This window comes from Microbacterium hominis NBRC 15708 (genome assembly GCF_001592125.1).
Classification (GTDB): Bacteria; Actinomycetota; Actinomycetes; order Actinomycetales; family Microbacteriaceae; genus Microbacterium; species Microbacterium hominis.
Map to the genome: position 1 here is coordinate 93,118 of NZ_BCWI01000009.1, position 22,989 is coordinate 116,106.

Annotated in this window: 20 protein-coding genes; 13 read left to right on the forward strand and 7 right to left on the reverse strand. The window is 72.4% G+C overall.

Annotated features, from left to right (window positions below):
* Nucleotides 1-7 precede the first annotated feature (7 nt).
* Nucleotides 8-937, reverse strand: a complete 930-nt coding sequence (locus tag MHO01S_RS08930; RefSeq protein ID WP_061782179.1) for an NAD(P)-dependent oxidoreductase — start codon at nucleotides 935-937, stop codon at nucleotides 8-10.
* 99 nt (nucleotides 938-1,036) lie between these two features.
* On the opposite strand from MHO01S_RS08930, the gene MHO01S_RS08935 reads away from it, so the two are divergent.
* The 4 genes from MHO01S_RS08935 to MHO01S_RS08950 all read left to right on the forward strand — a co-directional run bounded on the left by MHO01S_RS08935 (nucleotide 1,037) and on the right by MHO01S_RS08950 (nucleotide 5,307).
* Nucleotides 1,037-2,140 carry a D-2-hydroxyacid dehydrogenase gene (locus MHO01S_RS08935; protein WP_371836322.1) on the forward strand — a complete coding sequence of 368 codons (1,104 nt, stop codon included), beginning with the start codon at nucleotides 1,037-1,039 and terminating at the stop codon, nucleotides 2,138-2,140.
* A 39-nt stretch (nucleotides 2,141-2,179) separates the two neighbouring features.
* Nucleotides 2,180-2,977, forward strand: coding sequence for an IclR family transcriptional regulator (locus tag MHO01S_RS08940; RefSeq protein ID WP_061782180.1), 798 nt, complete (start codon nucleotides 2,180-2,182; stop codon nucleotides 2,975-2,977).
* 121 nt (nucleotides 2,978-3,098) lie between these two features.
* Complete coding sequence (locus MHO01S_RS08945) at nucleotides 3,099-4,520, forward strand: MFS transporter (RefSeq protein WP_060959820.1); 1,422 nt, start codon at nucleotides 3,099-3,101, stop codon at nucleotides 4,518-4,520.
* 52 nt (nucleotides 4,521-4,572) lie between these two features.
* Nucleotides 4,573-5,307 carry a fumarylacetoacetate hydrolase family protein gene (locus tag MHO01S_RS08950; protein ID WP_060959819.1) on the forward strand — a complete coding sequence of 245 codons (735 nt, stop codon included), beginning with the start codon at nucleotides 4,573-4,575 and terminating at the stop codon, nucleotides 5,305-5,307.
* A 14-nt stretch (nucleotides 5,308-5,321) separates the two neighbouring features.
* On the opposite strand, the gene MHO01S_RS08955 is transcribed toward MHO01S_RS08950, so the two are convergent.
* Complete coding sequence (locus MHO01S_RS08955; protein ID WP_060959818.1) at nucleotides 5,322-6,026, reverse strand: FadR/GntR family transcriptional regulator; 705 nt, start codon at nucleotides 6,024-6,026, stop codon at nucleotides 5,322-5,324.
* A gap of 167 nt (nucleotides 6,027-6,193) precedes the next feature.
* On the opposite strand from MHO01S_RS08955, the gene MHO01S_RS08960 reads away from it, so the two are divergent.
* From MHO01S_RS08960 to MHO01S_RS08980, 5 genes are all read left to right on the forward strand, one after another.
* Nucleotides 6,194-7,579 (forward strand): GntP family permease, encoded by a 1,386-nt coding sequence (locus MHO01S_RS08960; RefSeq protein WP_060959817.1) that lies wholly within the window; start codon nucleotides 6,194-6,196, stop codon nucleotides 7,577-7,579.
* A complete protein-coding gene (locus MHO01S_RS08965; protein ID WP_060959816.1) occupies nucleotides 7,572-8,339 on the forward strand; it encodes an SDR family oxidoreductase in 768 nt (255 codons plus the stop codon). Before MHO01S_RS08960 ends, MHO01S_RS08965 begins: the two co-directional genes overlap by 8 nt.
* Nucleotides 8,340-8,355: 16 nt before the next feature.
* Nucleotides 8,356-9,384: a zinc-binding dehydrogenase gene (locus tag MHO01S_RS08970; RefSeq protein WP_061782181.1), complete on the forward strand. Its 1,029-nt coding sequence runs from the start codon at nucleotides 8,356-8,358 to the stop codon at nucleotides 9,382-9,384.
* A gap of 2 nt (nucleotides 9,385-9,386) precedes the next feature.
* Nucleotides 9,387-9,893, forward strand: coding sequence for a gluconokinase (locus MHO01S_RS08975; protein WP_060959814.1), 507 nt, complete (start codon nucleotides 9,387-9,389; stop codon nucleotides 9,891-9,893).
* Between the two features lie 115 nt (nucleotides 9,894-10,008).
* Nucleotides 10,009-10,425, forward strand: a complete 417-nt coding sequence (locus MHO01S_RS08980) for a hypothetical protein (protein WP_060959813.1) — start codon at nucleotides 10,009-10,011, stop codon at nucleotides 10,423-10,425.
* A gap of 42 nt (nucleotides 10,426-10,467) precedes the next feature.
* Here the strand turns inward: MHO01S_RS08980 and MHO01S_RS16880 are convergent, their stop codons facing one another.
* Nucleotides 10,468-10,590 carry a hypothetical protein gene (locus MHO01S_RS16880; RefSeq protein WP_255266077.1) on the reverse strand — a complete coding sequence of 41 codons (123 nt, stop codon included), beginning with the start codon at nucleotides 10,588-10,590 and terminating at the stop codon, nucleotides 10,468-10,470.
* A gap of 276 nt (nucleotides 10,591-10,866) precedes the next feature.
* Here MHO01S_RS16880 and MHO01S_RS08985 point away from each other — a divergent pair, with 276 nt between their 5' ends.
* Nucleotides 10,867-11,490 carry a 50S ribosomal protein L25/general stress protein Ctc gene (locus tag MHO01S_RS08985; protein ID WP_060959812.1) on the forward strand — a complete coding sequence of 208 codons (624 nt, stop codon included), beginning with the start codon at nucleotides 10,867-10,869 and terminating at the stop codon, nucleotides 11,488-11,490.
* Nucleotides 11,491-11,572: 82 nt separating this feature from the next.
* The gene (pth, locus tag MHO01S_RS08990; RefSeq protein WP_060959811.1) at nucleotides 11,573-12,157 is read left to right on the forward strand and encodes an aminoacyl-tRNA hydrolase; all 585 of its coding nucleotides are present in this window, start codon (nucleotides 11,573-11,575) and stop codon (nucleotides 12,155-12,157) included.
* Nucleotides 12,158-12,200: 43 nt separating this feature from the next.
* On the opposite strand, the gene MHO01S_RS08995 is transcribed toward pth, so the two are convergent.
* Complete coding sequence (locus tag MHO01S_RS08995) at nucleotides 12,201-12,926, reverse strand: hypothetical protein (RefSeq protein WP_255266078.1); 726 nt, start codon at nucleotides 12,924-12,926, stop codon at nucleotides 12,201-12,203.
* A 102-nt stretch (nucleotides 12,927-13,028) separates the two neighbouring features.
* Here MHO01S_RS08995 and mfd point away from each other — a divergent pair, with 102 nt between their 5' ends.
* Nucleotides 13,029-16,655 (forward strand): transcription-repair coupling factor, encoded by a 3,627-nt coding sequence (gene mfd / locus MHO01S_RS09000; protein WP_061782182.1) that lies wholly within the window; start codon nucleotides 13,029-13,031, stop codon nucleotides 16,653-16,655.
* Between the two features lie 11 nt (nucleotides 16,656-16,666).
* Here mfd and MHO01S_RS09005 read toward each other — a convergent pair whose 3' ends face one another.
* Both MHO01S_RS09005 and gdhA read right to left on the reverse strand, forming a co-directional pair.
* Entirely contained in the window at nucleotides 16,667-18,106 is a 1,440-nt protein-coding gene (locus MHO01S_RS09005) for a basic amino acid/polyamine antiporter (RefSeq protein ID WP_060959810.1), read from the reverse strand.
* Nucleotides 18,103-19,461 (reverse strand): NADP-specific glutamate dehydrogenase, encoded by a 1,359-nt coding sequence (gene gdhA, locus MHO01S_RS09010; protein ID WP_060959809.1) that lies wholly within the window; start codon nucleotides 19,459-19,461, stop codon nucleotides 18,103-18,105. The genes MHO01S_RS09005 and gdhA overlap by 4 nt, the downstream gene beginning before the upstream one ends.
* 116 nt (nucleotides 19,462-19,577) lie before the next feature.
* On the opposite strand from gdhA, the gene MHO01S_RS09015 reads away from it, so the two are divergent.
* Nucleotides 19,578-20,177, forward strand: a complete 600-nt coding sequence (locus MHO01S_RS09015; RefSeq protein WP_060959808.1) for a gamma carbonic anhydrase family protein — start codon at nucleotides 19,578-19,580, stop codon at nucleotides 20,175-20,177.
* A gap of 30 nt (nucleotides 20,178-20,207) precedes the next feature.
* On the opposite strand, the gene MHO01S_RS09020 is transcribed toward MHO01S_RS09015, so the two are convergent.
* Nucleotides 20,208-22,880 (reverse strand): phosphoenolpyruvate carboxylase, encoded by a 2,673-nt coding sequence (locus MHO01S_RS09020; protein WP_061782183.1) that lies wholly within the window; start codon nucleotides 22,878-22,880, stop codon nucleotides 20,208-20,210.
* Nucleotides 22,881-22,989: the final 109 nt, after the last annotated feature.

Below are 22,989 nucleotides of genomic sequence, written 5' to 3' on the forward strand. Positions count from 1 at the left end.
CGGGGATTCACAAGTCAGCGTAGTCCGCCGCGGGGGTCGTCGGCGCAGCATGACGACGGGCGGTGAGCCGACGCGTCACCGAGATGTCCCGGTCGCCGAGTCCCTCCGCGACGATCTCGTCGAAGATGTCGCGCAGGGCGGGCAGCAGAGCGGGGTGGATGCCGGTGGCCCCGGCCACGTCGGCGGCGAAGCCGAGATCCTTCACCATGTATTTGGCGGCGCCGGAGGGGGAGTCGTCGCCGGATACCAGTCGGTGCCGCCGGCTGGTGAGGAGGTTCGAGCCCGCGTAGCCGCCGGACAGGAGCGCCCACAGGGCGTCCAGATCCAGCCCCGACCGCGCGGCGAGCTCGGTCGCCTCGCCGAGCGCCGTGATGGTCGCCGCGACGACGAGCTGGTTGCACGCCTTGGCGACCTCGCCGGCGCCCAGCGGTCCGAGATGCACGGCGCGCCCGCACGGAGCCAGGAGCGCCGCCGCGCGGGCCGCGTCGTCGCCGGCGCCGCCGATCATGATGGACAGGGTGCCGTCTTCCGCGCCGTCCGCCCCGCCGGAGACGGGACAGTCCACGACCCGGACCGCCCCGCCGCTGGTCCGATGGAGCCGCTCGGCGAGCGCGCGCACGCCGGTCGGCGACGAGGTCGAGCCGATCATCAGCAGCAGTCCGTCCGCGCCGGCGAGCAGCCCGTCCTCGCCGTCCAGGACGGCTTCCAGCTCGGGGAGGTCGGGGAGCATCACGAGGATCGCGTTGCTGCGGGCCGCGAGCTCGCGCGGTGTCGCGACGAGCGTGGCACCGCCGGCCTCGAGGTCGGGGCGCGGGGATCGCGTGAACACGCTCAGGGATCCGCGGGCGTGCAGCAGGCGACGCGCCATCGGCGCTCCCATCGCGCCCACACCGATCACGCCGAGGCGGACGTTCTCGTCATCGAGAGGAAGGGTCATGGAGGCCACGATAGCGGCTGTCCAACAGGATGGACAATGTTCAACAAAGTGGACGTGCGATAGAGTGGTGATCACGCCCACCCGATGAAGGGATCACGCATGTCGGACACGTCGATGGAGATCACCCCGTCCCCCGATGCGGGGTCCCCGACGGCCCCGTCGCTGCGCGCCGTCGCCGCCGTGCCGCTGCGGGAGGAGCTCTGCCGCCTCATCGAAGCGCTCGAGCCGCGCGTGCAGCTGGTGCGCGATCACGAGCTGGTCCCCCCGATGCGCGGGCCGGCCGACTGGTCGGGCGATCCGTCCTTCCGGCGCACGCCGGCCCAGCAGGAGCGCTACGAGCGCATGGTGGACTCGGCCGACGCGCTGTTCGGCATCCCCGACGTCGAGCCGGCGGCCCTGGCGCGCACCGTCGCCGCCAATCCGCGTCTGCGCTGGGTGATGACCACCGCCGCCGGCGGCGGTGCGCAGGTGCGCGCGGCGCAGCTGGCGCCCGAGGCGCTGGAGCGGATCGTCTTCAGCACCACCGCGGGCGTCCACGGTGCGGCGCTGGCCGAGTTCGCCGTCTTCGGCATCCTCGCCGGGGCGAAGGACCTGCCGCGGCTGCAGCGCGACCAGGCCGCGCGGGAATGGCCGTCGGCGCGCTGGGAGATGCGCCACCTGGACGAGCTCACCGTGCTCGTCGTCGGGCTGGGGGGCATCGGCTCCGCCTGCGCGGAGCGCTTCCACGCGCTCGGTGCGCGTGTCTGGGGGACGACGCGCTCGGGAGAGCCCGTCGCCGGCGTCGATCGGCTCGTGCCGCTCGACGAGCTCGCCGACGCGGTGGCGCAGGCGGATGCCGTCGTCGTCACCCTTCCCGGAACGGAGCAGACGCACCACCTCATCGACGCGCGCATCTTCGCCGCCGCGCGCCCCGGACTCCTCCTGGCCAGCGTCGGGCGCGGCAGCGTCATCGACGAGCGTGCGCTGCTGGCAGCGCTCGACGACGGCACGGTCGCCTTCGCGGCTCTCGACGTGTTCGAGGTCGAGCCCCTTCCGCGCGAGTCCCCGCTCTGGTCGCACCCGCGCGTGCTGGTGAGCCCCCACACGGCGGCACTGAGCAGTCGCGAGGAGGAGCGCATCGCGCGGCGGTTCGCGTCGGATGCGACGCGGCTGCTCGATGGCGCGCCGATGCACGCGGTTGTCGATACGGTCGAGTTCTACTGACGTCCGCGCGTGCCGGCGGACTCCGCGCGAAGGAGGACCATGAGCGACGACCTCGATGACCGCGCCGGACGCGACCCTGCGCCCGCCGTGACCCGCAGCATCCGCCTGCTGGAGCTTCTGGCCGAGGCGCGCCGACCGCTCAACCTCACCGAGATCGCCGGGGGGCTGGGGCTGGCGAAATCGTCGACCGCGAACCTCTGCCTCGCGCTGGAGGCGGCGCGCATGATCGAGCGCGGTGCCCAGGGGTACCGCCTCGGACTGCGCACCGCCGAGCTGGGCGGCGCCTTCGCCGCGCAGTTCAACCAGGTGCGGGAGTTCTATGACATCTGCGACGCCTCGCCGGTGCTCGCCGGCGAGCTCGTGCAGATCGCGATCCTCGACGGTGCCGACGCCCTCTACATCGCCCGGCACGAGGGGTCGCGGTCGCTGCGCATCGGGACCCCGTTGGGCTCGCGGCTGCCCGCGGCCCTCAGTGCGACGGGGCGGGCGATGCTCTCCACGCTGACGGATGCCGAGGTGACGGCCCTCGTCGGGCGGGACGCGGTCTTCCCCCCGGTGACGCAGAACTCGACGCGCGATCTGGCGGGGCTGCTGAGCCGGCTCGTCGAGGCGCGCGAGCGCGGGTGGGCACTCGACGCCGAGGAGTCGTTCCCGGGCATCGTGGGCGTCGCCGTCCCGCTCGAGGGGTGGGCGCCGGGCGACCCGCAGCTCGCGATCGGTGTCGGCATCCCCGTCGCCGAGGCGACGCCGGAGCACGTCGACGCCGTCGCCGCGGCGCTCCGCGACGTCGCGCGACAGCTGACGAACCCGTTCAGCGCGGCCGCACGTCGCGGCTGACGACCTCACGCCGGCCCGGGAAGCGATCTTCTGCGCGCTGACTGCGTTCAACATATTGAACTATGTCCACTGGGTTGATACTCTGATCGCACACGCGGCCCAGCCGTGCCGATCAAAGGAGATGGCAGTGACAGAGCTTCGACCCCCCGTCACCGCGAGTGCGGCCGACGACCCCGAGTACGCGGCGAACCTTCGCCGGGCCACGCTGGCCTCCAGCATCGGCAGCGCGCTCGAGTACTTCGACTTCGCCCTCTACGGGCTGTCGACCGCGCTGATCTTCAACGTGCTCTTCTTCTCGCAGGACGACCCGGCGATGGCGACGGTGGCGGCGTTCGCGACCTTCGGCGTCGGCTTCGTCGCCCGCCCGTTCGGCGGCCTGTTCTTCGGCGTGCTCGGCGACCGCCTCGGGCGCAAGTGGGTCCTCGTCATCACGATCCTCCTGATGGGCGGAGCCTCCACCGCCATCGGGCTGCTGCCCACCTATGCGCAGATCGGCCTGTGGGCCCCGGCCCTCCTCGTGCTCATGCGCCTTCTGCAGGGCTTCGGCGCCGGCGCCGAGCAGGCGGGCGCGACCGTGCTCATGGCGGAGTACGCCCCGGTGCGCCGACGCGGCTTCTTCTCGGCGCTGCCTTTCATCGGCATCCAGGCCGGCACGCTGCTGGCCGCCGTGGTCTTCAGTCTGATCACCCTCCTGCCCGATGACCAGCTGCTCACGTGGGGGTGGCGCGTCCCGTTCCTGTGCTCGTTCGCCCTCATCCTCGTCGCCCTCTTCATCCGCATGCGCCTTCGCGAGACGCCGACGTTCGTCGAGCTGGAGAAGCATGAGCAGATCAACGACCGTCCGGTGCGGGAGATCTTCGGCCACGGCCTGCCCGGCGTGATCGTCGGCATCGGTCTGCGGATGGCCGAGAACGGCGGCTCGTACATGTTCAACACCCTCGCGCTCACCTTCTTCGTCGCCGTCGCCGGGCACAACGCCGACAAGAGCCTGCTGACCTGGGGCGTCACGCTGGGCTCGCTCATCGGCATCTTCACCGTCCCGCTGTCGGGCGCCCTGTCGGATCGGATGGGACGGCGCACCGTCTACCGGATGGGCTCGCTGTTCCTGCTCGCGTACGCCTTCCCCGCCTGGTGGCTGCTCACCCTCGGCAACCACGCGATCGCCATCGCGGTGATCGCCGTCGGCATCGGCTTCGGGGTGAACGTCATGCTCGGACCGCAGTGCGCGATGCTGCCCGAGCTGTTCGGCAACCGCCACCGCTACCTCGGCGTCGCGATGGCGCGCGAGCTGTCCGCGGTGCTCGCGGGCGGCCTGGCCGGCGTGCTGGGTGCCTACCTGATCGCCGTCAGCGGCGGCAACTGGGTGCTCCTCGGCATCTACATGGCGACACTGGCCCTCATCACCACGGCCTCCACCTTCCTCGTCCCGGAGACGCTGCGGCGAGACCTCACGCGCCTGGACGACGCCGTGAAGGTGTCGCGCGACGAGTCGGGGGAGGGCGTGTCCTCCACGACCGTGACGATCCGGACGGTCCGCTGGTGACGCGGTCCGCGCGCCCGGGGGAGGTCGCGGGGGAGTTCGCGGGGGAGTTCCCGTGCTGATCGGTCGCGCCCGCATCGGAGGGGAGATCGTCGATGTGCGGTGGAGTCCCGACGGTCCGGTCCCGATCGGCTCGCCGTTCGCGGCCTTCGCGTCGGGGACGCTCCCGGTCGACACCGGCGCGCCGCGAGGGGACGCCGTGCTGCTGGCCCCGGCCGACCCGGGGGTGCTCGTCGGCATCGCGCAGAACGGTCCCGATCACGTCGCGCCCGTCCAGGCGTGGCTGAAGAGCCCCCGCACGGTGGTCGCCTCCGGCGTCGCGGTCCGCCTGCGCCGCGACGCGGGCCGTACGGTCGCGGAAGGCGAGATCGCGGTCGTGATCGGCCGCGACACCGCCGGTCTCACCGCGCAGACGGCGGAGCGCTATGTGCTGGGCGTGACGGCCGTGAACGATCTGTCCAGTCCCGATCGTGCGACGGTGGACGTGCGCAACTTCGAGTCCAAGTCGGGCATCGGGTACACGCCGCTCGGCCCGTGGATCGACACCGCGGCCGACATCGACCGCGTCGCGCTGCGTCTCGAGATCGACGGCGCGGCGGTCGCCGAGACGGATGCCGCGGCCCTGCCGGTCCCGATCCGCGACTGCCTGGCCTACGTGGCGTCGTGGACGCCGCTCGGCCCCGGCGACGTCGTGATGATGGGGGCGCCGTTCAGTGCCGGCGAGGTGAGACCGGGTCAGCGGATGGATGTCGTGGTGGGCGCGGTGCGCCTCACGACGCCGACCGCGTGAGGGCGGCGTCCCGGTCAGAGGTGAGCGACCTCGCGGGAGACGAGCGTGAGGTGCTCGCGCGCCGAGGCCTCGGCCGTCGCCCCGTCGCGGAGGGTGATCGCCCGGGCCGTCGCCACGTGCGCTTCCAGCGTCCCCACGCGCGGCATGCCGGGGGTGAGGCCGCGCACGGCGCGTCCGCGCAGGATCTCGGCGATCGGCGCGCTGAGCTTGCCGAAGAGCGGATTGCCGCCGGCCTGCAGCAGCAGCGAGTGGTAGGCGATGTCGACCTCGAGGTACTCGTCGGAGTCTCCGAGTCCCTCGGCGCCGAGCTCGCTCAACCGCACGGCCAGCTCCAGGAGCCGCGCGCGGTCGGCATCGCTGCCGCGCTCCGCCGCCACCCGGGCGGCGATCGGCTCCACGGCGATGCGCAGCTCGGTCAGCTCGACCAGCACGTCGCGGCGGCGCGGACCGTCGAGGCTCCACTCGATGACGTTCGCATCGAGACTGTCCCATTCCTCCCGCGGGCGCACGACCAGGCCGACCCGGCGTCGGGAGCGCAGGAACCCGTGGGCCTCGAGCACGCGCACCGCTTCCCGCACGACGGTGCGGGAGGCCGCGAACTCCTGCTCCAACGCTGCGACGGTCATGCCCGTGCCGGGGCTGAGCTCGCCGCCGGCGATACGGCGGCCGAGGGTCTCGACGATGTGCGCGTGCGACGCGGTCGGGGTCGTGGGGGGCATCGGTGTCCTTCTGTCCCGGCCCACGCTACCGGTGCGGGTGCGCCTCGGAGGAGGGGTCGCCGGGAAAAAGTATGATCAATGGGTTGCAATAAGTACTACTTTTGTGTCAGCGTGGTGACGCCGCCGGGAACGACCCCGGCGCATGGACGATTCATCGGAGAAGCCCCATGCAAGACTGGACACAGACCCTGGGCGCCGTGCCCCTGCTGCTCATCGCGGCCGGCGCGATCGCCCTGATCCTCGTCCTCATCATCGGAGCGAGGATGCACGCCTTCCTCGTGCTCGTGCTCGTCTCGCTGCTCACGGCGCTCGTCACCGGCATCCCGATCGACAGCGTGGGCAAGGTGCTCATCGACAGCTTCAGCGGCACCGTCGGCGCCGTCGCGCTGCTCGTGGGTCTCGGCGCCATGCTGGGCGCGCTCGTGGAGACCTCGGGCGGTGCGCGCGTGCTGGCCGAGAAGATGGTGTCCGTCTTCGGTGAGAAACGGGCCGCGTTCGCCCTCGGCGTGGCCTCGCTCATCATGGGATTCCCGATGTTCTTCGACGCGGGACTCATCGTGATGCTCCCGGTGATCTTCGCCGTCGGACGACGCATCGGCGGCAAGCACATGCTGCTCTACGGCATCAGCGCCGCCGCCGCGTTCTCGGTCATGCACGTCTTCGTGCCGCCGCACCCGGGGCCCATCACGGCCAGTGAGACGTACGGAGCGAATCTCGGGCTCGTCCTCCTCATCGGTCTCGTCGTCGCGCTGCCGACGTGGTACCTCACCGGCTACCTGTGGGCGAAGTTCACCGACAAGCGCATCCCGCTGGCGATCGTCGACCTCTTCGGCGGCCGCGACGTCGAGCCGACCAACCCGCCCAAGGCGGGCACCGTCATCGGGGTGCTCGCGATCCCGCTCGTGCTGATCCTGCTCAACACGGGCATGTCGGCGCTCGTGTCGGCCGGGGTCGTGGACGGCACGCTCGTCTGGGTGCAGGCGCTGCGCCTGATCGGCACCAGCCAGATCGCCCTGCTCATCTCCGTGCTCGTCGCCCTGTTCGTGCTCGGCACCCGCCGGGGTGTGCACGGGACGGCGCTCGAGAAGATCGTCGACTCCGCCCTCGGGCCCATCTGCTCCGTCGTGCTCATCACCGGCGCCGGCGGCATGTTCGGCGGCGTGCTGCGGGCCTCCGGCATCGGCACCGCGCTGTCCGACTCGCTCGCCTCGATCGGCATCCCGGTCATCTTCGCCGCCTACCTCATCGCGGTCGTCCTGCGCGTCGCCCAGGGCTCGGCGACGGTGGCCCTGGTCACGGCCGCGGGCCTGGTCTCGCCCGCGGTCCTCGCCGCCGGCTTCAGCCCCCTGCAGGTCGCCTGCGTCGTCCTGGCGACGGCCGCCGGGTCGGTCTTCGCCGGCCACGTCAACGACTCGGGCTTCTGGCTCGTCGGGAGGCTGATGGGCATGGACGTGAAGACGACGCTGAAGACCTGGACCGTGCAGCAGGCGCTGGAATCGGTCGTCGGCTTCGCCTTCGTCCTCGTGATCTTCGGGGCGGTGTCCCTTGTCTGAGCTCTTCGACCTCACCGGCCGGCTCGCCCTCGTCACCGGGTCGTCGCGCGGCCTCGGACAGAGTCTCGCCGCAGGCCTGGCCGATGCCGGGGCGCGGGTCGTGGTGCACGGCCGCGATCGCGCGACGGTCGACGCCAGCGCCGACCTGCTGGCCGAGCGGACCGGCGCGCGCGCGGAGACGGTCGTCTTCGACGTGACGGATGCCGCGGCCGTCGAAGCGGCGATCGCCGAGCTGACGGCGCGCGTCGGCGTCCCCGACATCCTGGTCAACAACGCCGGCATCCAGCGCCGCGCCCCGTTCGCCGAGTTCTCGGTGTCGGACTGGGACGACGTGATCGCCACGAACCTCTCGAGCGCGTTCTACGTCTCGCGTTTCGTGGCTCCCGGCATGATCGCGCGCGGCTCGGGCAAGATCATCAACATCGCCTCCGTGCAGTCGGCCCTGGCCCGGCGGACGATCGCCCCGTACTCGGCCAGCAAGGGCGGGATCGCCCAGCTCACCCGGGGCATGGCCGCCGACCTCGCCGGCCACGGCATCCAGGTCAACACGCTGTCGCCGGGCTACTTCGCGACCGAGATGAACGCGGCGCTCGTGGCCGACGCCGAGTTCACGGCCTGGGTGTCGCAGCGCACGCCGGCGGGGCGCTGGGGTCGGGTGTCGGAGCTGCGCGGTCCGCTCGTGTTCCTGGCCTCCGCGGCGAGCGACTTCGTGAGCGGGCAGAACCTGTTCGTCGACGGCGGCATGACCGCGGTCGTGTGATCGAGAGAAGAGAACGATGGATGCTGTTGTCATCAGCGGGCGCGAGGCGCTGACGGTCGAGGACCGGCCGCTGCCCGCCTGCGCGCCCGGACAGGTGCTGCTGCGCGTGGGGTACGTCGGGATCTGCGGATCGGACCTGCACTACTACTTCGACGGCGCGAACGGCGCGTTCGTCGTGACCGAGCCGCTCGTTCCCGGGCACGAGGTGTCGGGCTGGGTCGCCCACGACCCGTCGGGGGCGCTGGTCGAGGGGGCGCCGGTGACGGTGCATCCCGCGCGCTTCGGGCAGCGCACTCCCGCGCTCGCGGAGGCGCCGCATCTCTGGCCCGGCGGCTCGTACCTGGGCAGCGCCTCGACGACGCCGCACACCCAGGGGGCGATGGCCGCGTACGTCACTGTCGAGGCGTCGATGGTGCGCCCGCTCCCGGACACGCTTCCCGTGCGTCGCGCGGTCCTGGCCGAACCGTTGGCCGTGGCGCTCCACGGGGCCTCCCGGGCGGGGGCGCTGACCGGCACGCGCGTGCTGGTGTGCGGCGCGGGGCCGATCGGCCTGCTGGCGGCGGTGGCGGCTCGCGCCCGCGGGGCCGCGAGCGTCGAGGTGTCGGATCTCCTCCCCGAGGCGCTGGAGCGCGCGAGCGCGGTCGGTGCGGATCGCGTCCGGCGGGTCGGCGTCGACGCGATCCCCGACGACGCCTACGACGTGGTCCTGGAGTGCTCCGGGGCTGCCGCCGCGGTGAGCACGGCGATCGCGGCGGTGCGCCGACGCGGCACGGTCGTGCAGATCGGGATGCTGCCGAACGAGCCCCGCCCCGTGAACCTCGCCCCGCTCGTGGCGAAGGAGGCGACGCTGCGCGGGGCGTTCCGCTTCCTGGACGAGATGGAGGAGGCGATCGGGCTGCTGGACGCGCAGCCCGCCGTCGAGAGTGTGATCACGCACGAGTTCTCGCCGCGCGAGGCGGTCGCCGCGTTCGAGACCGCCCGCCGATCGGCTGTGAGCGCGAAGGTCGTCGTCGCCTTCACGGGCGCCGGGGCGACGGAGGGATGACGATGGTGCACCGCGAAGCGCGGATCGTGGTGATGGGGCCGAGCGGGTCGGGCAAGACCGCCGTCGGCGCCGCCCTGGCCGTCGATTTCGGCGTCGATTTCGTGGACGCCGACGATCTGCACCCGCCGGCGAACGTCGCCAAGATGGAGTCGGGCGTGCCCCTCGACGACGACGACCGGATGCCGTGGCTCGATGTCGTGGGCGCGCGGCTGGCCGCGTCGCCGGGACTGGTGATCGCCTGCTCCGCTCTGGCCCGTCGCTACCGCGACCGCATCCGCGCCGCCGCTCCCGACGTCCGTTTCGTGGAGCTGCGGGTGTCGCGGGCGGAGCTGGATCGGCGCATGCGGTCGCGTCAGCACTTCATGCCGGTGGCGCTGCTGGAGTCGCAGCTCGCGACCCTCGAGCATCTGGAGGCCGACGAGGACGGCGTCGCCGTCGACAACGTCGGGGGCATCATCGAGGTTGCCGGCCGCGCCCGCGGGCTGCTGGACGCGGCGCCGCACCCGTAGCCGGCCGACGCGCCCCGGCGGGGGAGCGTGCACCGGCCGTCGCCCCGATACGCTCGAATCGAGGCGCGTCGCGGGCACGGGGCGGCGGGCCGCGGGATGCCGAACGGAGGTCGAGATGGCGCGGATCGTACTGATGGGGTCGACGGATGCCGCGGTCGAGCTCACCGGAGCAGCGCTCGCCGCGCGCCTGCGTGCCCGCTACATCGACGGCGACGAGTTGCGGCCGCCCGCGCGCCGGCGGCGTCGGCGCGGGGAATCGACGCCGGCGGCGTCGGATGCCGAGATCTGGCTGGATGCGCTTCGTCTCGTCCTCGTGGAGGCGCCTGCGGTCGTGGTGACGACGGGCCCCCTCACCCGCGTCGCCCGAGACGCCGTGCGCGCGCGCGTGCGCGACGTCGTCTTCGTCGAACTGGTCGGCCGCCAGAGCGTCGGCGAGCCCCTCACTCAGGACGAGGCGGGCTTCCGCCTGGCTGCGGGCACCGATCTGCAGGCCGTGGTCGATCGGGTCGCCGATCTGCTCACGGCGCGGTGAGATGCGCCGCCCCGGGCGGAGGCGCGGCGCGGCGGTACCGGATCAGTCCTTGCGGTAGCCGGAGCGGCCGAGTGTGAAGAGGGCCCCGATGACGGCGACCGTCGCCCCCACCGACATCAGGCCGATGATCCACAGGAGTGCGTGCGACATCCAGCCGTAGTCCATGGGTTCCTCCGGAGTGAGAGACGGGTGAGCGGGGCCGGGGCCGCGCGAGAGCGCCCGATCCGGGCACCGTCTCCATGCTAGCGGGGTCGCTGATAGACTGCTGTCCTCCCTCGGCGAGGGATGCCGCGCGTACTCGCACCGGCATCCGTGATCGACGCGGTGTTGCGGGCCCACGCGACTCGGACGACAGTCCGGGCGGGCTCTCCTCACGTGCACACGTTCGAGTCGAGACCCAGACCCAGACCAGGGCGCCACAGCCCGCAAGGAGAATCCATCATGTCGACCGAGACCGACACCAAGGTCATCGCCGAGCTTCGCGAGAACTTCGGCAAGGGCTTCGCCCGCCGCCTGCGCGCCGCCGGCCAGATCCCCGCCGTCATCTACGGCCACGGCACCGACCCGGTGCACGTCGCCCTGCCCGGCCACCAGGTCGCGCTGCTCATCCGCCGCGCCAACGCGGTGCTCGAGCTCGACGTGAACGGCACGCAGCAGCTCACGCTGGTCAAGGACGTCCAGAAGGACCCCGTGCACCAGATCATCGAGCACATCGACCTGCTCGTCGTGAAGAAGGGTGAGAAGGTCCAGGTCGACGTTCCCGTCGTCGTGCTGGGCGAGCCCTTCGCGGGCACGATCGTCAACCTCGACAACGCGACGGTGTCGCTCGAGGTCGAGGCCACCCACATCCCCGAGAACGTCGAGGTCGACGTCGAGGGACTCGAGGACGGCACCCACATCACCGCCGCCGACCTGAAGCTGCCCGCGGGCGCGTCGCTGGTGACCGAGCCGGAGACGCTCATCGTCGCCATCTCGGTGCCGGCTGCGACCAACGCCGAGGCCGACGAGATCGAGGCGGCCGACGAGGCCGTCGCCGAGGAGCAGTCGGAAGAGGCCGCCGAGTAATCGACGCGTCATGACCGGAGCCCGCCGCCACCGATACTGGTGGGGCGGGCTTCGTCGTCCCGCGATCAGTGGAGGAGAGGACATGCCCGAGACCTGGCTCGTGGTCGGCCTGGGAAACCCCGGCGCACGGTACGAGAGCACCCGGCACAACGTCGGGCAGATGGTGATCGCGGAGCTCGCCGCCCGCCGGTCCGAGACGCTGCGCGCGCACAAGGCCCAGGCCCGGGTCGCGGAGACCTGGCTGCGCCCCGGCGGCGCGAAGCTCGTGCTCGCGGCGCCGAACTCCTTCATGAACGTCTCCGGCGGTCCCGTCTCCCAGCTGGCACGGTTCTACGACATCCCGGCGGAGCGGATCGTCCTCGTCCACGATGAGCTCGACATCCCCTTCGACACCGTGAAGCTGAAGACGGGGGGCGGTCACGGCGGTCACAACGGCATCCGCGACGTCGCGAAGGCTCTCGGCACGCCGGACTTCCCGCGGGTGCGGGTGGGGATCGGTCGCCCGCCCGGCAGACAGGATCCCGCGGACTGGGTGCTCGACCCGTTCTCGAGCGCGGAGCGCGCCGCGCTGCCGGTGCTCGTCTCCGACGCCGCCGACGCGGTGGAGCTGCTCGTCGAGGACGGCCTCCTCGCGGCGCAGCAGAAGCACCACGCACCGCGCTCCTGATCTCGCGGGCGCGGCCGAGCGTCCGTTCTCGGACCGGGGCGGTTCAGTAGTACACGGGCGTCGCGGCGACGATACCGACGATGACCGCGGCCGTGACGGCGACGCCGTAGAGGATCGGGCCGGCCGCGGCCACGATGACGGCGGCGATGCCCTGCCCGCGCCCGCGCCGCGTCGTGATCGCGACGATGCCCTGCACGAGGGCCCACAGGCCCAGGACGGTCCCCGCCCAGAAGCCGATCTCGGCCCAGAGCACGAGGCCGCGCACGGGGCTGAGCAGTGCCAGCACCTGGTCGTCGGAGAGGTTCTCCAGCGCCGCGGTCGAAGACACCCCCGCGTGTGCGACCGCCCCGCTGGCGGCGGCGAATGCGGTGACGGTGCTCAGCACCGTCGCGAGGACGACGGCGACGATCGCGATGATGAGCGCGATCGTGCCGAGGGCGCGTGACGGCGACGCGGCGGGTGCCGCCGCGCCCGGATACCCGGGTGCGGTGCCATAGGTCGGGGCGGTGCCGTGGGTCGGGGCAGCGCCGTAGGTCGGGGCGGCGCCGTACGTCGGCGCGGGTGCCGGCGCGGAGCTCGGCGCGGGCGCGCCCGCAGCGGTGACGGGAGACGGGGCGGCCTGAGGGGGCGCCGCGGGGTGGGGCACGGCCGCCGGGGGGACGTAGACGGGAGGCGCCCCGGGAGCGGGCTGGACGTAGCCGCCGCTCGTGGAGGGGGCCGCCGGCGCGGTGGGCTCGAGGGGCGCAGCGGGCTGCGGGTTGTCGCTCACGTGCTCATCCTAGGCAGAGCCGCCGCTCGGCGCGTGTCGGAGCGGCGTCGCGGCGAGCGGCGCGCAGCGTCCGGTGTCGGCGGTGCGCCGTAGACTCTTCCGGTGACAGTTTCCGGGATCGTTCGCGCCCTCATCCAGGCGGACACGGTCCGCGAAGCCGTCGAGTCCGCGCTCGCCGACACCGACTTCTCGCTCGTCGCGGGACTCGACGCGCCCGTCCTCGCGGCACTCGTCGAGCGCCGCCGCCGCGCCGGACACCCGGCGGCCCTGCTCGCCGTGGCGCCGACCGGCCGGCGGGCCGAAGCGCTCGGCGCGGCGCTGTCGAGCGTCCTGCCGGATGCCGAGGTGCTGCATTTCCCCGCCTGGGAGACCCTGCCGCACGAACGGCTGAGCCCGTCGCCGGAGACCGTCGGGCGGCGCCTCGCCGTGCTGCGCGCCGTCGACCACTGGGACGGCTCCCACCCCCTCATCGTGACCGCCTCGGTGCGCAGCGCGCTGCAGCCGATCGCGGCAGGGCTGACCGACGCCGGCGTGATCGAGCTGTCGGCCGGGGGTCGCGGCTACGACCTCGACGGCGTGACGCGCCGGCTCGTCGACCTCGCGTACCACCGGGTCGACATGGTGTCGCGGCGCGGTGAGTTCGCCGTACGCGGCGGCATCCTCGACGTGTTCCCGCCCGCCGCCGACCACCCGTACCGCGTCGAGTTCTTCGGCGACGAGGTCGACCAGATCCGCGCGTTCTCGGTCGCCGATCAGCGCTCGTTGCCCGGCGAGGTGGCGGCCGTCACCCTGCTGCCCAGCCGTGAGCTGCTGCTGACGCCGGCCGTGCGCGAGCGCGCAGCGGGTCTTCGCGACCGGTTCCCGGGCCTGCGCGGCATGCTCGAGAAGATGAGCGAGGGCATCCCGGTCGAAGGGATGGAATCGCTCCTTCCGGCCCTCGCGGACGCCGTCGTGCCGCTCGTGGACTATCTCCCCGCCGCGACGGCGGTGGCCCTGGTCGATCCCGAGCGCGCGGTGGGTCGGGCGATGACGCTGGGGGAGACCAACCGCGAGTTCCTCGAGGCGGCCTGGAGCGCCGCCGTCGCCGGCGCCGACACCCCGATCGATCTCGGCTCGGGCGACTTCCTCGCCCTGCCCGAGCTGCGCGCGGCGACCTCGGCGCGCGGCGGTGTGTGGTGGACGCTGAGCGGGTTCGACTCGGGCGACGCCGACGCGGCGGCCGACCTCGCGGGCATCGACGGCGGGCACCGGGCCGATGTCGTGCGCGTCCCCGCCTCCGCGGTGCCGTCGTTCCAGGGCAACGTCGACGGCGCCACGGCGCACGTGGGCGACCTGCTCGCCGACGGCTGGCGCGTCGTGATCGCGGCCTCCGGCGCCGGGCTCGTCGACCGTGCGCGCGACGTGCTGGCCGAGCGCGGCATCGCGGCGCGCACGGTCGACGCGCTGGCCGAAGCCCCCGAGTCGGGCGTGGCCGTCGCCGTGCTCGGGGCGCTCGAGAGCGGATTCGAGCAGCCCGACGCCCGACTGGCGGTGCTCACCGAGGCGGAGTTCTACGGGCGCACCATCGGTGCCGACAGCCGCGTCGTCAAGAAGCTCGCATCGCGGCGCCGCAACGTCGTCGACCCGCTGCAGCTGAAGGCGGGCGACATCGTCGTGCACGCCACCCACGGCATCGGCCGCTTCGTCGAGCTCGTGCAGCGCGAGGTGTCCAGCGGCGGCCGCAACGCCGTGAAGACGACGCGCGAGTACCTCGTGCTCGAGTACGCGCCCTCCAAGCGCGGTCATCCCGGCGACAAGCTCTTCGTCCCCACCGATCAGCTCGACCTGCTCAGCAAGTACGTCGGCGGCGAGGCGCCCACGCTGTCGAAGATGGGTGGCAGCGACTGGGCCGCCGCGAAGGGCAAGGCGCGCAAGGCCGTCCGCGACATCGCCGTGGAGCTGGTCAAGCTGTACTCCGCCCGGATGGCGGCCAAGGGCTACGCGTTCGGTCCCGACACGCCCTGGCAGCGCGAGCTGGAGGAGGCGTTCCCCTTCGCCGAGACCCCCGATCAGCTGCAGACGATCGAGGAGATCAAGGCCGACATGGAGCGGCCGATCCCGATGGACCGACTGCTGTCCGGCGATGTCGGCTTCGGCAAGACCGAGGTCGCGGTCCGCGCGGCGTTCAAGGCCATCCAGGACGGCAAGCAGGTCGCGATGCTCGTGCCGACGACGCTGCTCGTCAAGCAGCACCTCGACACGTTCACCGAGCGGTTCGCGGGCTTCCCCGTGAAGGTGCGGGCGCTGTCGCGCTTCCAGACCGACAAGGAGGCGCGCGAGATCCTCGCGGGGCTCACCGAGGGCAGCATCGACATGGTCATCGGCACCCACCGCATCCTCACCGAGAAGGTCGTCTTCAAAGACCTCGGCCTCATGATCATCGACGAGGAGCAGCGCTTCGGCGTCGAGCACAAGGATGCGCTGAAGAAGCTCAAGACCAACGTCGACATCCTGGCGATGAGCGCGACGCCGATTCCGCGGACGCTCGAGATGGCGGTGACCGGCATCCGCGAAATGTCGACGCTGCAGACCCCGCCGGAGGACCGGCATCCGATCCTGTCCTACGTCGGTCCGCGCAGCGACAAGCAGATCGCCGCCGCGATCCGTCGCGAGCTCCTGCGCGAAGGCCAGGTCTTCTACGTGCACAACCGCGTGCAGTCGATCCAGCGGGTCGCCGCCCACCTCGCCGAGCTCGTGCCGGAGGCGCGCATCGCGGTCGCCCACGGGCAGATGGGTGAGCACGCCCTGGAGGAGGTCGTCGACGGCTTCTGGGAGCGCCGGTTCGACGTGCTCGTGTCGACGACCATCATCGAGACCGGTCTGGACATCTCCAACGCGAACACGATCGTCATCGACCGCGCCGACAAGTACGGCCTCAGTCAGCTGCATCAGCTGCGCGGACGCGTCGGTCGCGGACGCGAGCGCGCCTACGCCTACTTCCTCTACGACGAGATGAAGCCTCTCTCGGAGACCGCGGCCGATCGGCTCGAGACCATCGCGGTGAACAACGATCTCGGCAGCGGCATGCAGGTCGCCCTCAAGGACCTGGAGCTGCGCGGCGCGGGCAATCTCCTCGGCGCCGAGCAGGCCGGCCACATCGCCGGCGTCGGCTTCGACCTGTACCTGCGCATGATCGGCGAGGCCGTCGCGACGTTCCGCGGCGACGACGTGGAGGGGCCGACCGAGCTGCGCCTGGAGCTTCCCATCGACGCCCGCCTGCCGGAGAGCTACATCGACAGCGAGCGTCTGCGCCTGGAGGCCTACCAGAAGCTCTCGGCCGCCGCCTCGCCCGACGCCCGTACGCGCGGCGGGGATGCCGGAGCCTCCAGCGACCCCATCGATCTCGTGATCGAGGAGCTCACCGACCGCTACGGCACGCCGCCGCGCGAGGTCGACGGTCTCGTCGCGATCGCCCGGCTGCGCCGCCGTGCCGCCGTCGCGGGCCTCAGCGACGTCGTCGCGATGGGGCCGAACCTGCGGGTCGTGCCGGCGCCGGCCTCCGACTCGCTGCGGGTGCGGCTGCAGCGCCTCTACCCGAAGTCGAAGGTCCTCGCCGGCGGCGAGGCGATGGTCGTGCCGCTGCCGACGGCGGCGGGGGAGCCACTGGCCGACGGTGATCTGATCGCCTGGGTCGGCCAGCTCATCGACCAGCTCTACCCGCTGCCGGTCGCCGAGGCCGTCGAGGCCTGAGCCCGGGGCGCTCAGATCTCGATCGCCCCCACGGACAGCAGGACGGCCGCCGCGAGAGCCGCGGCGACGGCGACGGCGAAGACGACCCACTCGCCGCGCTGGAAGACGCGGTCGCCGCGACGGCGCCGCGCGAGGGCGAACAGCAGCGTGCCGGGCACGAGGACCAGCATCGCGAGCAGCAGGTACTGGCCTCCCGCCGCGGCGAGCAGGAACAGGGTGTAGGCGGTGGCGCAGGCGGCCACGACGAGGGCGCCGGCGACCGCGCGCGAGCCGTCGGAGCGGGCATCGGCGAGAGCCACACGCAGCCCGTACCCCGCCGTGAGGACGTAGGGGATGAGCGCGAACGCGCTGGTCAGGCTGAGCGCGACGTCGAACGCGTTCGTGGAGAAGAGCACCACGATCAGCAGTGCCTGCACGAGCAGCGTCGACATCGTCAGGGCTCCGACCGGCACGTCACGGGCGTTGGTGCGGGCGAACACCGGGGGCAGGTCGCCGTCGCGCGCCGCGACCAGCAGCACCTCCGCCGCCATCAGCGTCCACGACAGGTACGCCCCGAGCACCGCCACGATGAGCGCCACGCCGACGAAGCCCGCACCCCACGGTCCGACGACCTCGGCGAGCACCCCGGCCATCGACGGCTGGGCCAGCTGCGCGATGCGCTCGCGCGGGAGGATGCCGAAGGACACGATCGTCACCGACAGGAAGATCGCGAGCACGCTGAGGAATCCGAGCACGGTCGCGCGCCCGATGTCGCGGCGGCGGCGTGCGTGCCGCGAGTACGCGCTCGCGCCCTCGACGCCGATGAAGGCGAATACCGTGACGAGCAGGGTGCCGCGCACCTGATCGTAGAGCGGGACGTCGCCGGGGCCGGACAGGTTCGCGGCGAACACCGCCGGATCGAACGCGAACAGACACAGGAACACGAACACGACGATCGGCAGCACCTTCGCGACGCTGACGATGCGATTCACCGCGGCCGCCTCACGCGTACCGCGACGCACGAGCAGGAAGAAGGTCCACAATCCCGCGGACGACACCGCGACGGCCACGGGCGTGTCGCCCCCGGCGACGGCGGGCAGCACCGCGCCCACCGTCGACATGATGAACACCCAGTAGAAGACGTTCCCCGCGCAGGCGCTCGCCCAGTAGCCGAACGCGGACAGGAAGCCGAGGTAGCGGCCGAACCCGGCCCGCGCGTACGAGTACACGCCGGCATCCAACTCCGGCCGGCGCGCGGCCAGCCGCTGGAAGACGAGCGCCAGCAGGAGCATGCCGGTGCCCGCCACCGCCCACGCGACGAGGGAGCCCACCACCCCCGTCTGCGCCGCGAAGGTGCCCGGCAGCGAGAAGACCCCGGCGCCGACCATCGAGCCGACGACGAACGTCGACAGGGTCAGCGTCGAGACGGTGGCGGGGGCGGGGGAGCCGGCTCCGGACGACACGGCCGTCAGATCACTCCCTGCGCCAGCATCGCCTGGGCGACGCGTTCGAACCCGGCGATGTTGGCGCCCGCGACGTAGTCCCCGTCGCGCCCGTGTCGCTCGGCGGCGTCGAACGCGGCGCGGTGGATGTCGCGGACGATGGCGCGGAGCTTCCGCTCACTGTCCTCGAAGCTCCAGCGCTGCCGCGCGGCGTTCTGGCTCATCTCGAGCGCCGAGGTCGCGACACCCCCGGCGTTGGCCGCCTTGCCCGGGCCGAAGAGCACACCGGCCGACTGGAAGGCGGCGACGGCCGCGGGGGTGCAGGGCATGTTCGCGCCCTCCGACACGGCGCCGACGCCGTTTCCCAGCAGCGCCCGCGCGTCCGTCTCGTCGAGCTCGTTCTGCGTCGCGGCGGGGATCGCGATGTCGACGGCGACCTCCCACGGGCGGGCGCCCTCGACGAAGCGCGCGGAGGCGCGGCGGTCGGCGTACGTCGAGATCCGTGCCCGCTCGACCTCCTTCACCTGACGGAGCAGGCCCACGTCGATGCCCTCGTCGTCGACCACATACCCCGACGAGTCGGACGCCGTCACCGGAATCGCCCCGAGCTGATGCGCCTTCTCGATCGCATAGATCGCGACGTTGCCCGAGCCGGAGACACCGACCCGGCGACCCGACATCGACCGTCCGCGCACCGCGAGCATCTCCTCCGCGAAGAAGACGGCGCCGTAGCCGGTGGCCTCCGTGCGCACCTCCGCCCCGCCCCACTGCACGCCCTTGCCGGTGAACATGCCCGACTCGTGACGGTTGGTGATCTTGCGGTACTGCCCGAACAGGTAGCCGATCTCGCGGCCCCCGACGCCGATGTCGCCGGCGGGGACGTCGGTGTGCTCGCCGAGATGCCGGTACAACTCGTTCATGAAGGCCTGGCAGAACCGCATGATCTCGGCATCCGAGCGCCCGCGGGGATCGAAGTCGCTGCCGCCCTTGGCGCCGCCGATGCCCTGACCGGTGAGCGCGTTCTTGAAGATCTGCTCGAAGCCGAGGAACTTGACGATCGACAGGTTCACGCTCGGGTGGAACCGCAGGCCGCCCTTGTAGGGGCCCAGCACCGAGGAGAACTGCACGCGGAAGCCGCGATTCACGCGGACCCGCCCCTGGTCGTCGACCCAGGGCACACGGAACATGATCTGTCGCTCCGGCTCGACCATGCGCTCGAGGACTCCGGCCGCGGCGAACTCCGGGCGGCTCTCGATGACCGGCGCGATCGAGTTCACGACCTCGTGCACGGCCTGCTGGAACTCGGGCTCGTTCGGGTTGCGGTCGACCACGGCGTCGAAGACGGCGGCGACGGAAGAGGGCAGGGAGGTGAGGGTTTCTGTCACGGTGGAGCTTTCCGGCCGCAGTCCCGGGTGGTTCGGCCTGTCCCACCCTAATGGGGCTCCGACAGAGCCTCGACGGCTCGGCGGCGGCGCCCTAGGGTGAGGTCGGGAGGTCGATCATGCAGTTCGAACACCTCGGGGCCCGGCCCCGCATCCACCCCGACGCCGTGGTCGCCCCGACGGCGGTGATCTCGGGGGACGTGGAGATCGGCGCGGGATGCCAGATCCTCCACGGCGCCGTGCTGACCGCCGAGGGCGGCCCGATCACGCTCGGCACGCACGTGATCGTCATGGAGAACGCGCTCATCCGCGCCAGCGCAGTGCACCCCGTCCACATCGGCTCCCACGTCCTCGTCGGGCCGACCGCCAGCATCTCGGGGGCGACCGTGGGCGACGAGGTGTTCCTCGCCACCGGCACGCGCGTGTTCAACGGCGCGCGCATCGGCGACCGGTCGGAGGTGCGCATCGGCGCCATCGTGCACGTGCGCACCGCGCTGCCCCCGGAGTCGGTCGTGCCGATCGGGTGGGTGGCGGTAGGCGATCCCGCACGGATGCTGTCGCCCGACCGTCACGAGGAGATCTGGGCCCTGCAGAAGGAGCTGGACTTCCCCGGCTTCGTCTTCGGCGTGGACCGCGACACGCCCGATCTGATGATCCAGCTCACCGAGCGCTACGGCGCGGCGCTCGCGCGCCACGCCGACGACCGCCGCGCGGACTGAGCCCGCGCGGCGTCACGGGCGCGGGGCGGCTCACCCCGTGTTCTGCAGTCCGGCCGAGACGCCGGAGACGCTGAGCAGCAGCAGTCGCTGCCACTGCGGCAGATCCGCCTCGTCGTGCTCGCCGGTGCGCAGCGTGCGCAGGGCGCGCAACTGCAGCAGCGAGAGCGCGTCGACGTACGGGCTGCGCATCTTGACGGCCCGCTGCAGCACCGGCTTGTTGGCGAGCAGCTCGTCCCCGCCGACGATGCGGACCACCCAGTCGCCGGTCAGCTGCAGCTCGTCGACGACGAGTGCGGCGAGGTCGGGACGGTCGCCCAGGTCGAGATAACGGCGGGCGATGCGCCCGTCGGCCTTCGCGAGGCTCATGCCGACGTTGTCGATGACGGTGCGCAGCAGCGGCCACTCCGCGTAGGCGCGGCGCAGGAGCTCGACGTCGCCGACGGCTTCGAGCGCGGAGCCCAGACCGAACCACCCGGCGAGGTTGATGCGCGCCTGCGACCAGGCGAACACCCACGGGATCGCGCGGAGGTCTTCGAGCGACTCGACGGACAGGCCGCGCCGGGCGGGGCGGGAGCCGAGTGCGAGCAGCCCGATCTCCTCCATCGGGGTCACCGTCGCGAACCAGGAGGCGAAGCCGTCGGCCTTCACGAGCGAGAAGAACCGCTCGCGCGATGCGGCATCCATCGTCGCCGCGACCTCGGCGTAGCGCTCGGCGGCGGCGCTGTTGCGCTTCTCGATCGACGGCGCCGAGGCGAGGAGCACGGCGGCCGCGACCTGATCGATGTGGCGCATCGCGATGTTCGTGTCGCCGTAGCGGGCGAAGATCACCTCGCCCTGCTCGGTGAGCTTGAACCGGCCGTCGACCGAGTGCGGGGGCTGGGCGAGGATCGCCGAGTTCGCCGGTCCGCCGCCGCGTCCGAGCGCGCCGCCGCGCCCGTGGAAGAGCGTGAGGTGGATGCCGGTCTGCTTCGCCCACGCGGCGATCTTGGCCTGAGCCTCGTACAGCGCGAGGTTCGCCGCGACCGGGCCGACGTCCTTGGACGAGTCGGAGTAGCCGAGCATGACCTCCAGGCGGCGGCCGGTCGCCTCCAGCCGCGCCGCGAACTGCGGGTGCTCCACGATCTCGGCCATGATGCCGGGGGCGGCCTGCAGGTCGGCGAACGTCTCGAAGAGGGGGATCACGTCCAGCACCGGCGGCGTGCCCCCCGGGCCGACCGCGAGGCGGGCCAGCTCGTGGACGGCGGCGAGGTCGCCGGCGGACTGCGTGAACGACACGATGTAGCGCCCGGCGGCGCGCGGCCCGTACCGGTGCTGGATCTGCGCGATCGTGCGGAACACCTCGAGCACCTCTTCGGCCTGGGTGCTCAGCGGCTCGCCGCCGGCGGCCTCGGCGAGCACCTTGGCGTGGACGGCGGAGTGCTGGCGCACCTCGAGCTCGGCCAGGTGGAATCCGAACGTCTCCACCTGCCACAGCAGCTGCTGCAGGTGGCCGTAGGCCTGCCGTGGTGCGCCGGCCTCGACGAGGGACTGCTGCACGATCCGCAGGTCGCGCAGGAGCACCTCGGGGTCGCGGTAGGCGAGATCGGCGTCGCGCCCGCGGGTCGCCGTGATCCGGCGGGCGATGAGCAGCATCGCACGCTTGTGCGGCTCGACGGCGGCGCGCTTGGCGGCATCCGCGGCGCCGTCCTCGTCGGCGTCGGCGAGGCGCTGCAGGAGTGCGAGGAGCTCGTCGCTGGGCGGTGTCGTGTCGGCGGAGAGGGTGAGGGTCTTCGCGATGCGATCCGCCGAGCGCTCCAGGCCGAGCAGGATGTGCTCTGCGCCGATCGCGGCCGCCTTCTTCGTCACCGCCGCGGTGACGAAGGGGTTGCCGTCGCGGTCGCCGCCGACCCAGGTGCCCAGGCGCACGAAGGGACGCACGACCGGCGCGCGTCCGCCGGCAGCGGGCCCCTGCAGCGCGTCGTCGACGCGGCGGTAGACGTGCGGGACGGCGGTGTAGAGCGTCTCGTCGAAGACGGCCATGATGGCGCGGACCTCGTCGACGGGCGTCGGCTTCTCGGCGCGCAGCGGCGCGGTGCGCCAGAGCGTGTCGATCTCCTCGAGCATGCGGCGTTCGGCCCGACGCTCGTCGGCGCCGCCGTTCAGCGAGGCGTCGTGCTCGGTCAGCAGCGTCACGAGACGGCGGATGCTGGTGGACACGGCGCGCCGACGCGCCTCCGTGGGGTGCGCCGTGAACACGGGGTGGAAGCGCATGTCCTGCAGGCGCTGCAGCGCGGTGTCGTCGCCGACCTCGGCGGCGAGGCGCACGAAGGCGGCGGCGACGGAGTCGGCGGCATCCTCCTTCTCCGGACGGCCGTCGCGTTCGCGCAGCACGCGCACCCGCTGGTGCTCCTCCGCGAGGTTGACGAGGTGGAAGTAGACCGTGAAGGCGCGCGCGACCTCGTCGGCGCGCTCGACGGAGAAGGACTCCGCGATCGTCGCGGCCCGCTCGAACGCCTCCGGCGACTCGTCGGTGTAGGCGGCGATGGTCGCGAGCCGCAGGCGCTCGACGTCGTCGTACAGGCCGGGGGAGCCGCTCTCGCGCAGGACGCGACCGAGCAGCGCACCGAGCATGCGCACGTCGGCGCGCAGGCGCTCGGGCAGTTCGTTCTCGGCCTCGTCGCGGCCGACGAGGTCGATCGCTTCGGTTCGGGTGAGTTCGCGCATGACACCACGCTAATGGCACGGTGTTTCACCTTTGTCACGGGGTATGATTCAGCCTGGTGTGAAACCGTGCAGAGTCCGGGGCTGAGACCCGTTCGGAGTCCGCATTCCG

Bases quoted from the DNA above. Each gene is read 5' to 3' on its own strand.
- MHO01S_RS08940 (WP_061782180.1), top strand. From the start codon at position 2,180: ATGAGCGACGACCTCGATGACCGCGCCGGACGCGACCCTGCGCCCGCC.
- MHO01S_RS08985 (WP_060959812.1), top strand. From the start codon at position 10,867: ATGTCGACCGAGACCGACACCAAGGTCATCGCCGAGCTTCGCGAGAAC.
- MHO01S_RS16880 (WP_255266077.1), bottom strand. From the start codon at position 10,590: ATGGACTACGGCTGGATGTCGCACGCACTCCTGTGGATCATCGGCCTG.
- MHO01S_RS08975 (WP_060959814.1), top strand. From the start codon at position 9,387: ATGGTGCACCGCGAAGCGCGGATCGTGGTGATGGGGCCGAGCGGGTCG.
- MHO01S_RS08970 (WP_061782181.1), top strand. From the start codon at position 8,356: ATGGATGCTGTTGTCATCAGCGGGCGCGAGGCGCTGACGGTCGAGGAC.
- MHO01S_RS08980 (WP_060959813.1), top strand. From the start codon at position 10,009: ATGGCGCGGATCGTACTGATGGGGTCGACGGATGCCGCGGTCGAGCTC.
- pth (WP_060959811.1), top strand. From the start codon at position 11,573: ATGCCCGAGACCTGGCTCGTGGTCGGCCTGGGAAACCCCGGCGCACGG.
- MHO01S_RS08930 (WP_061782179.1), bottom strand. From the start codon at position 937: ATGACCCTTCCTCTCGATGACGAGAACGTCCGCCTCGGCGTGATCGGT.
- MHO01S_RS09020 (WP_061782183.1), bottom strand. From the start codon at position 22,880: ATGCGCGAACTCACCCGAACCGAAGCGATCGACCTCGTCGGCCGCGAC.
- MHO01S_RS08935 (WP_371836322.1), top strand. From the start codon at position 1,037: ATGTCGGACACGTCGATGGAGATCACCCCGTCCCCCGATGCGGGGTCC.
- MHO01S_RS08955 (WP_060959818.1), bottom strand. From the start codon at position 6,026: ATGCCCCCCACGACCCCGACCGCGTCGCACGCGCACATCGTCGAGACC.
- MHO01S_RS08945 (WP_060959820.1), top strand. From the start codon at position 3,099: ATGGCAGTGACAGAGCTTCGACCCCCCGTCACCGCGAGTGCGGCCGAC.
- MHO01S_RS09015 (WP_060959808.1), top strand. From the start codon at position 19,578: ATGCAGTTCGAACACCTCGGGGCCCGGCCCCGCATCCACCCCGACGCC.
- MHO01S_RS08960 (WP_060959817.1), top strand. From the start codon at position 6,194: ATGCAAGACTGGACACAGACCCTGGGCGCCGTGCCCCTGCTGCTCATC.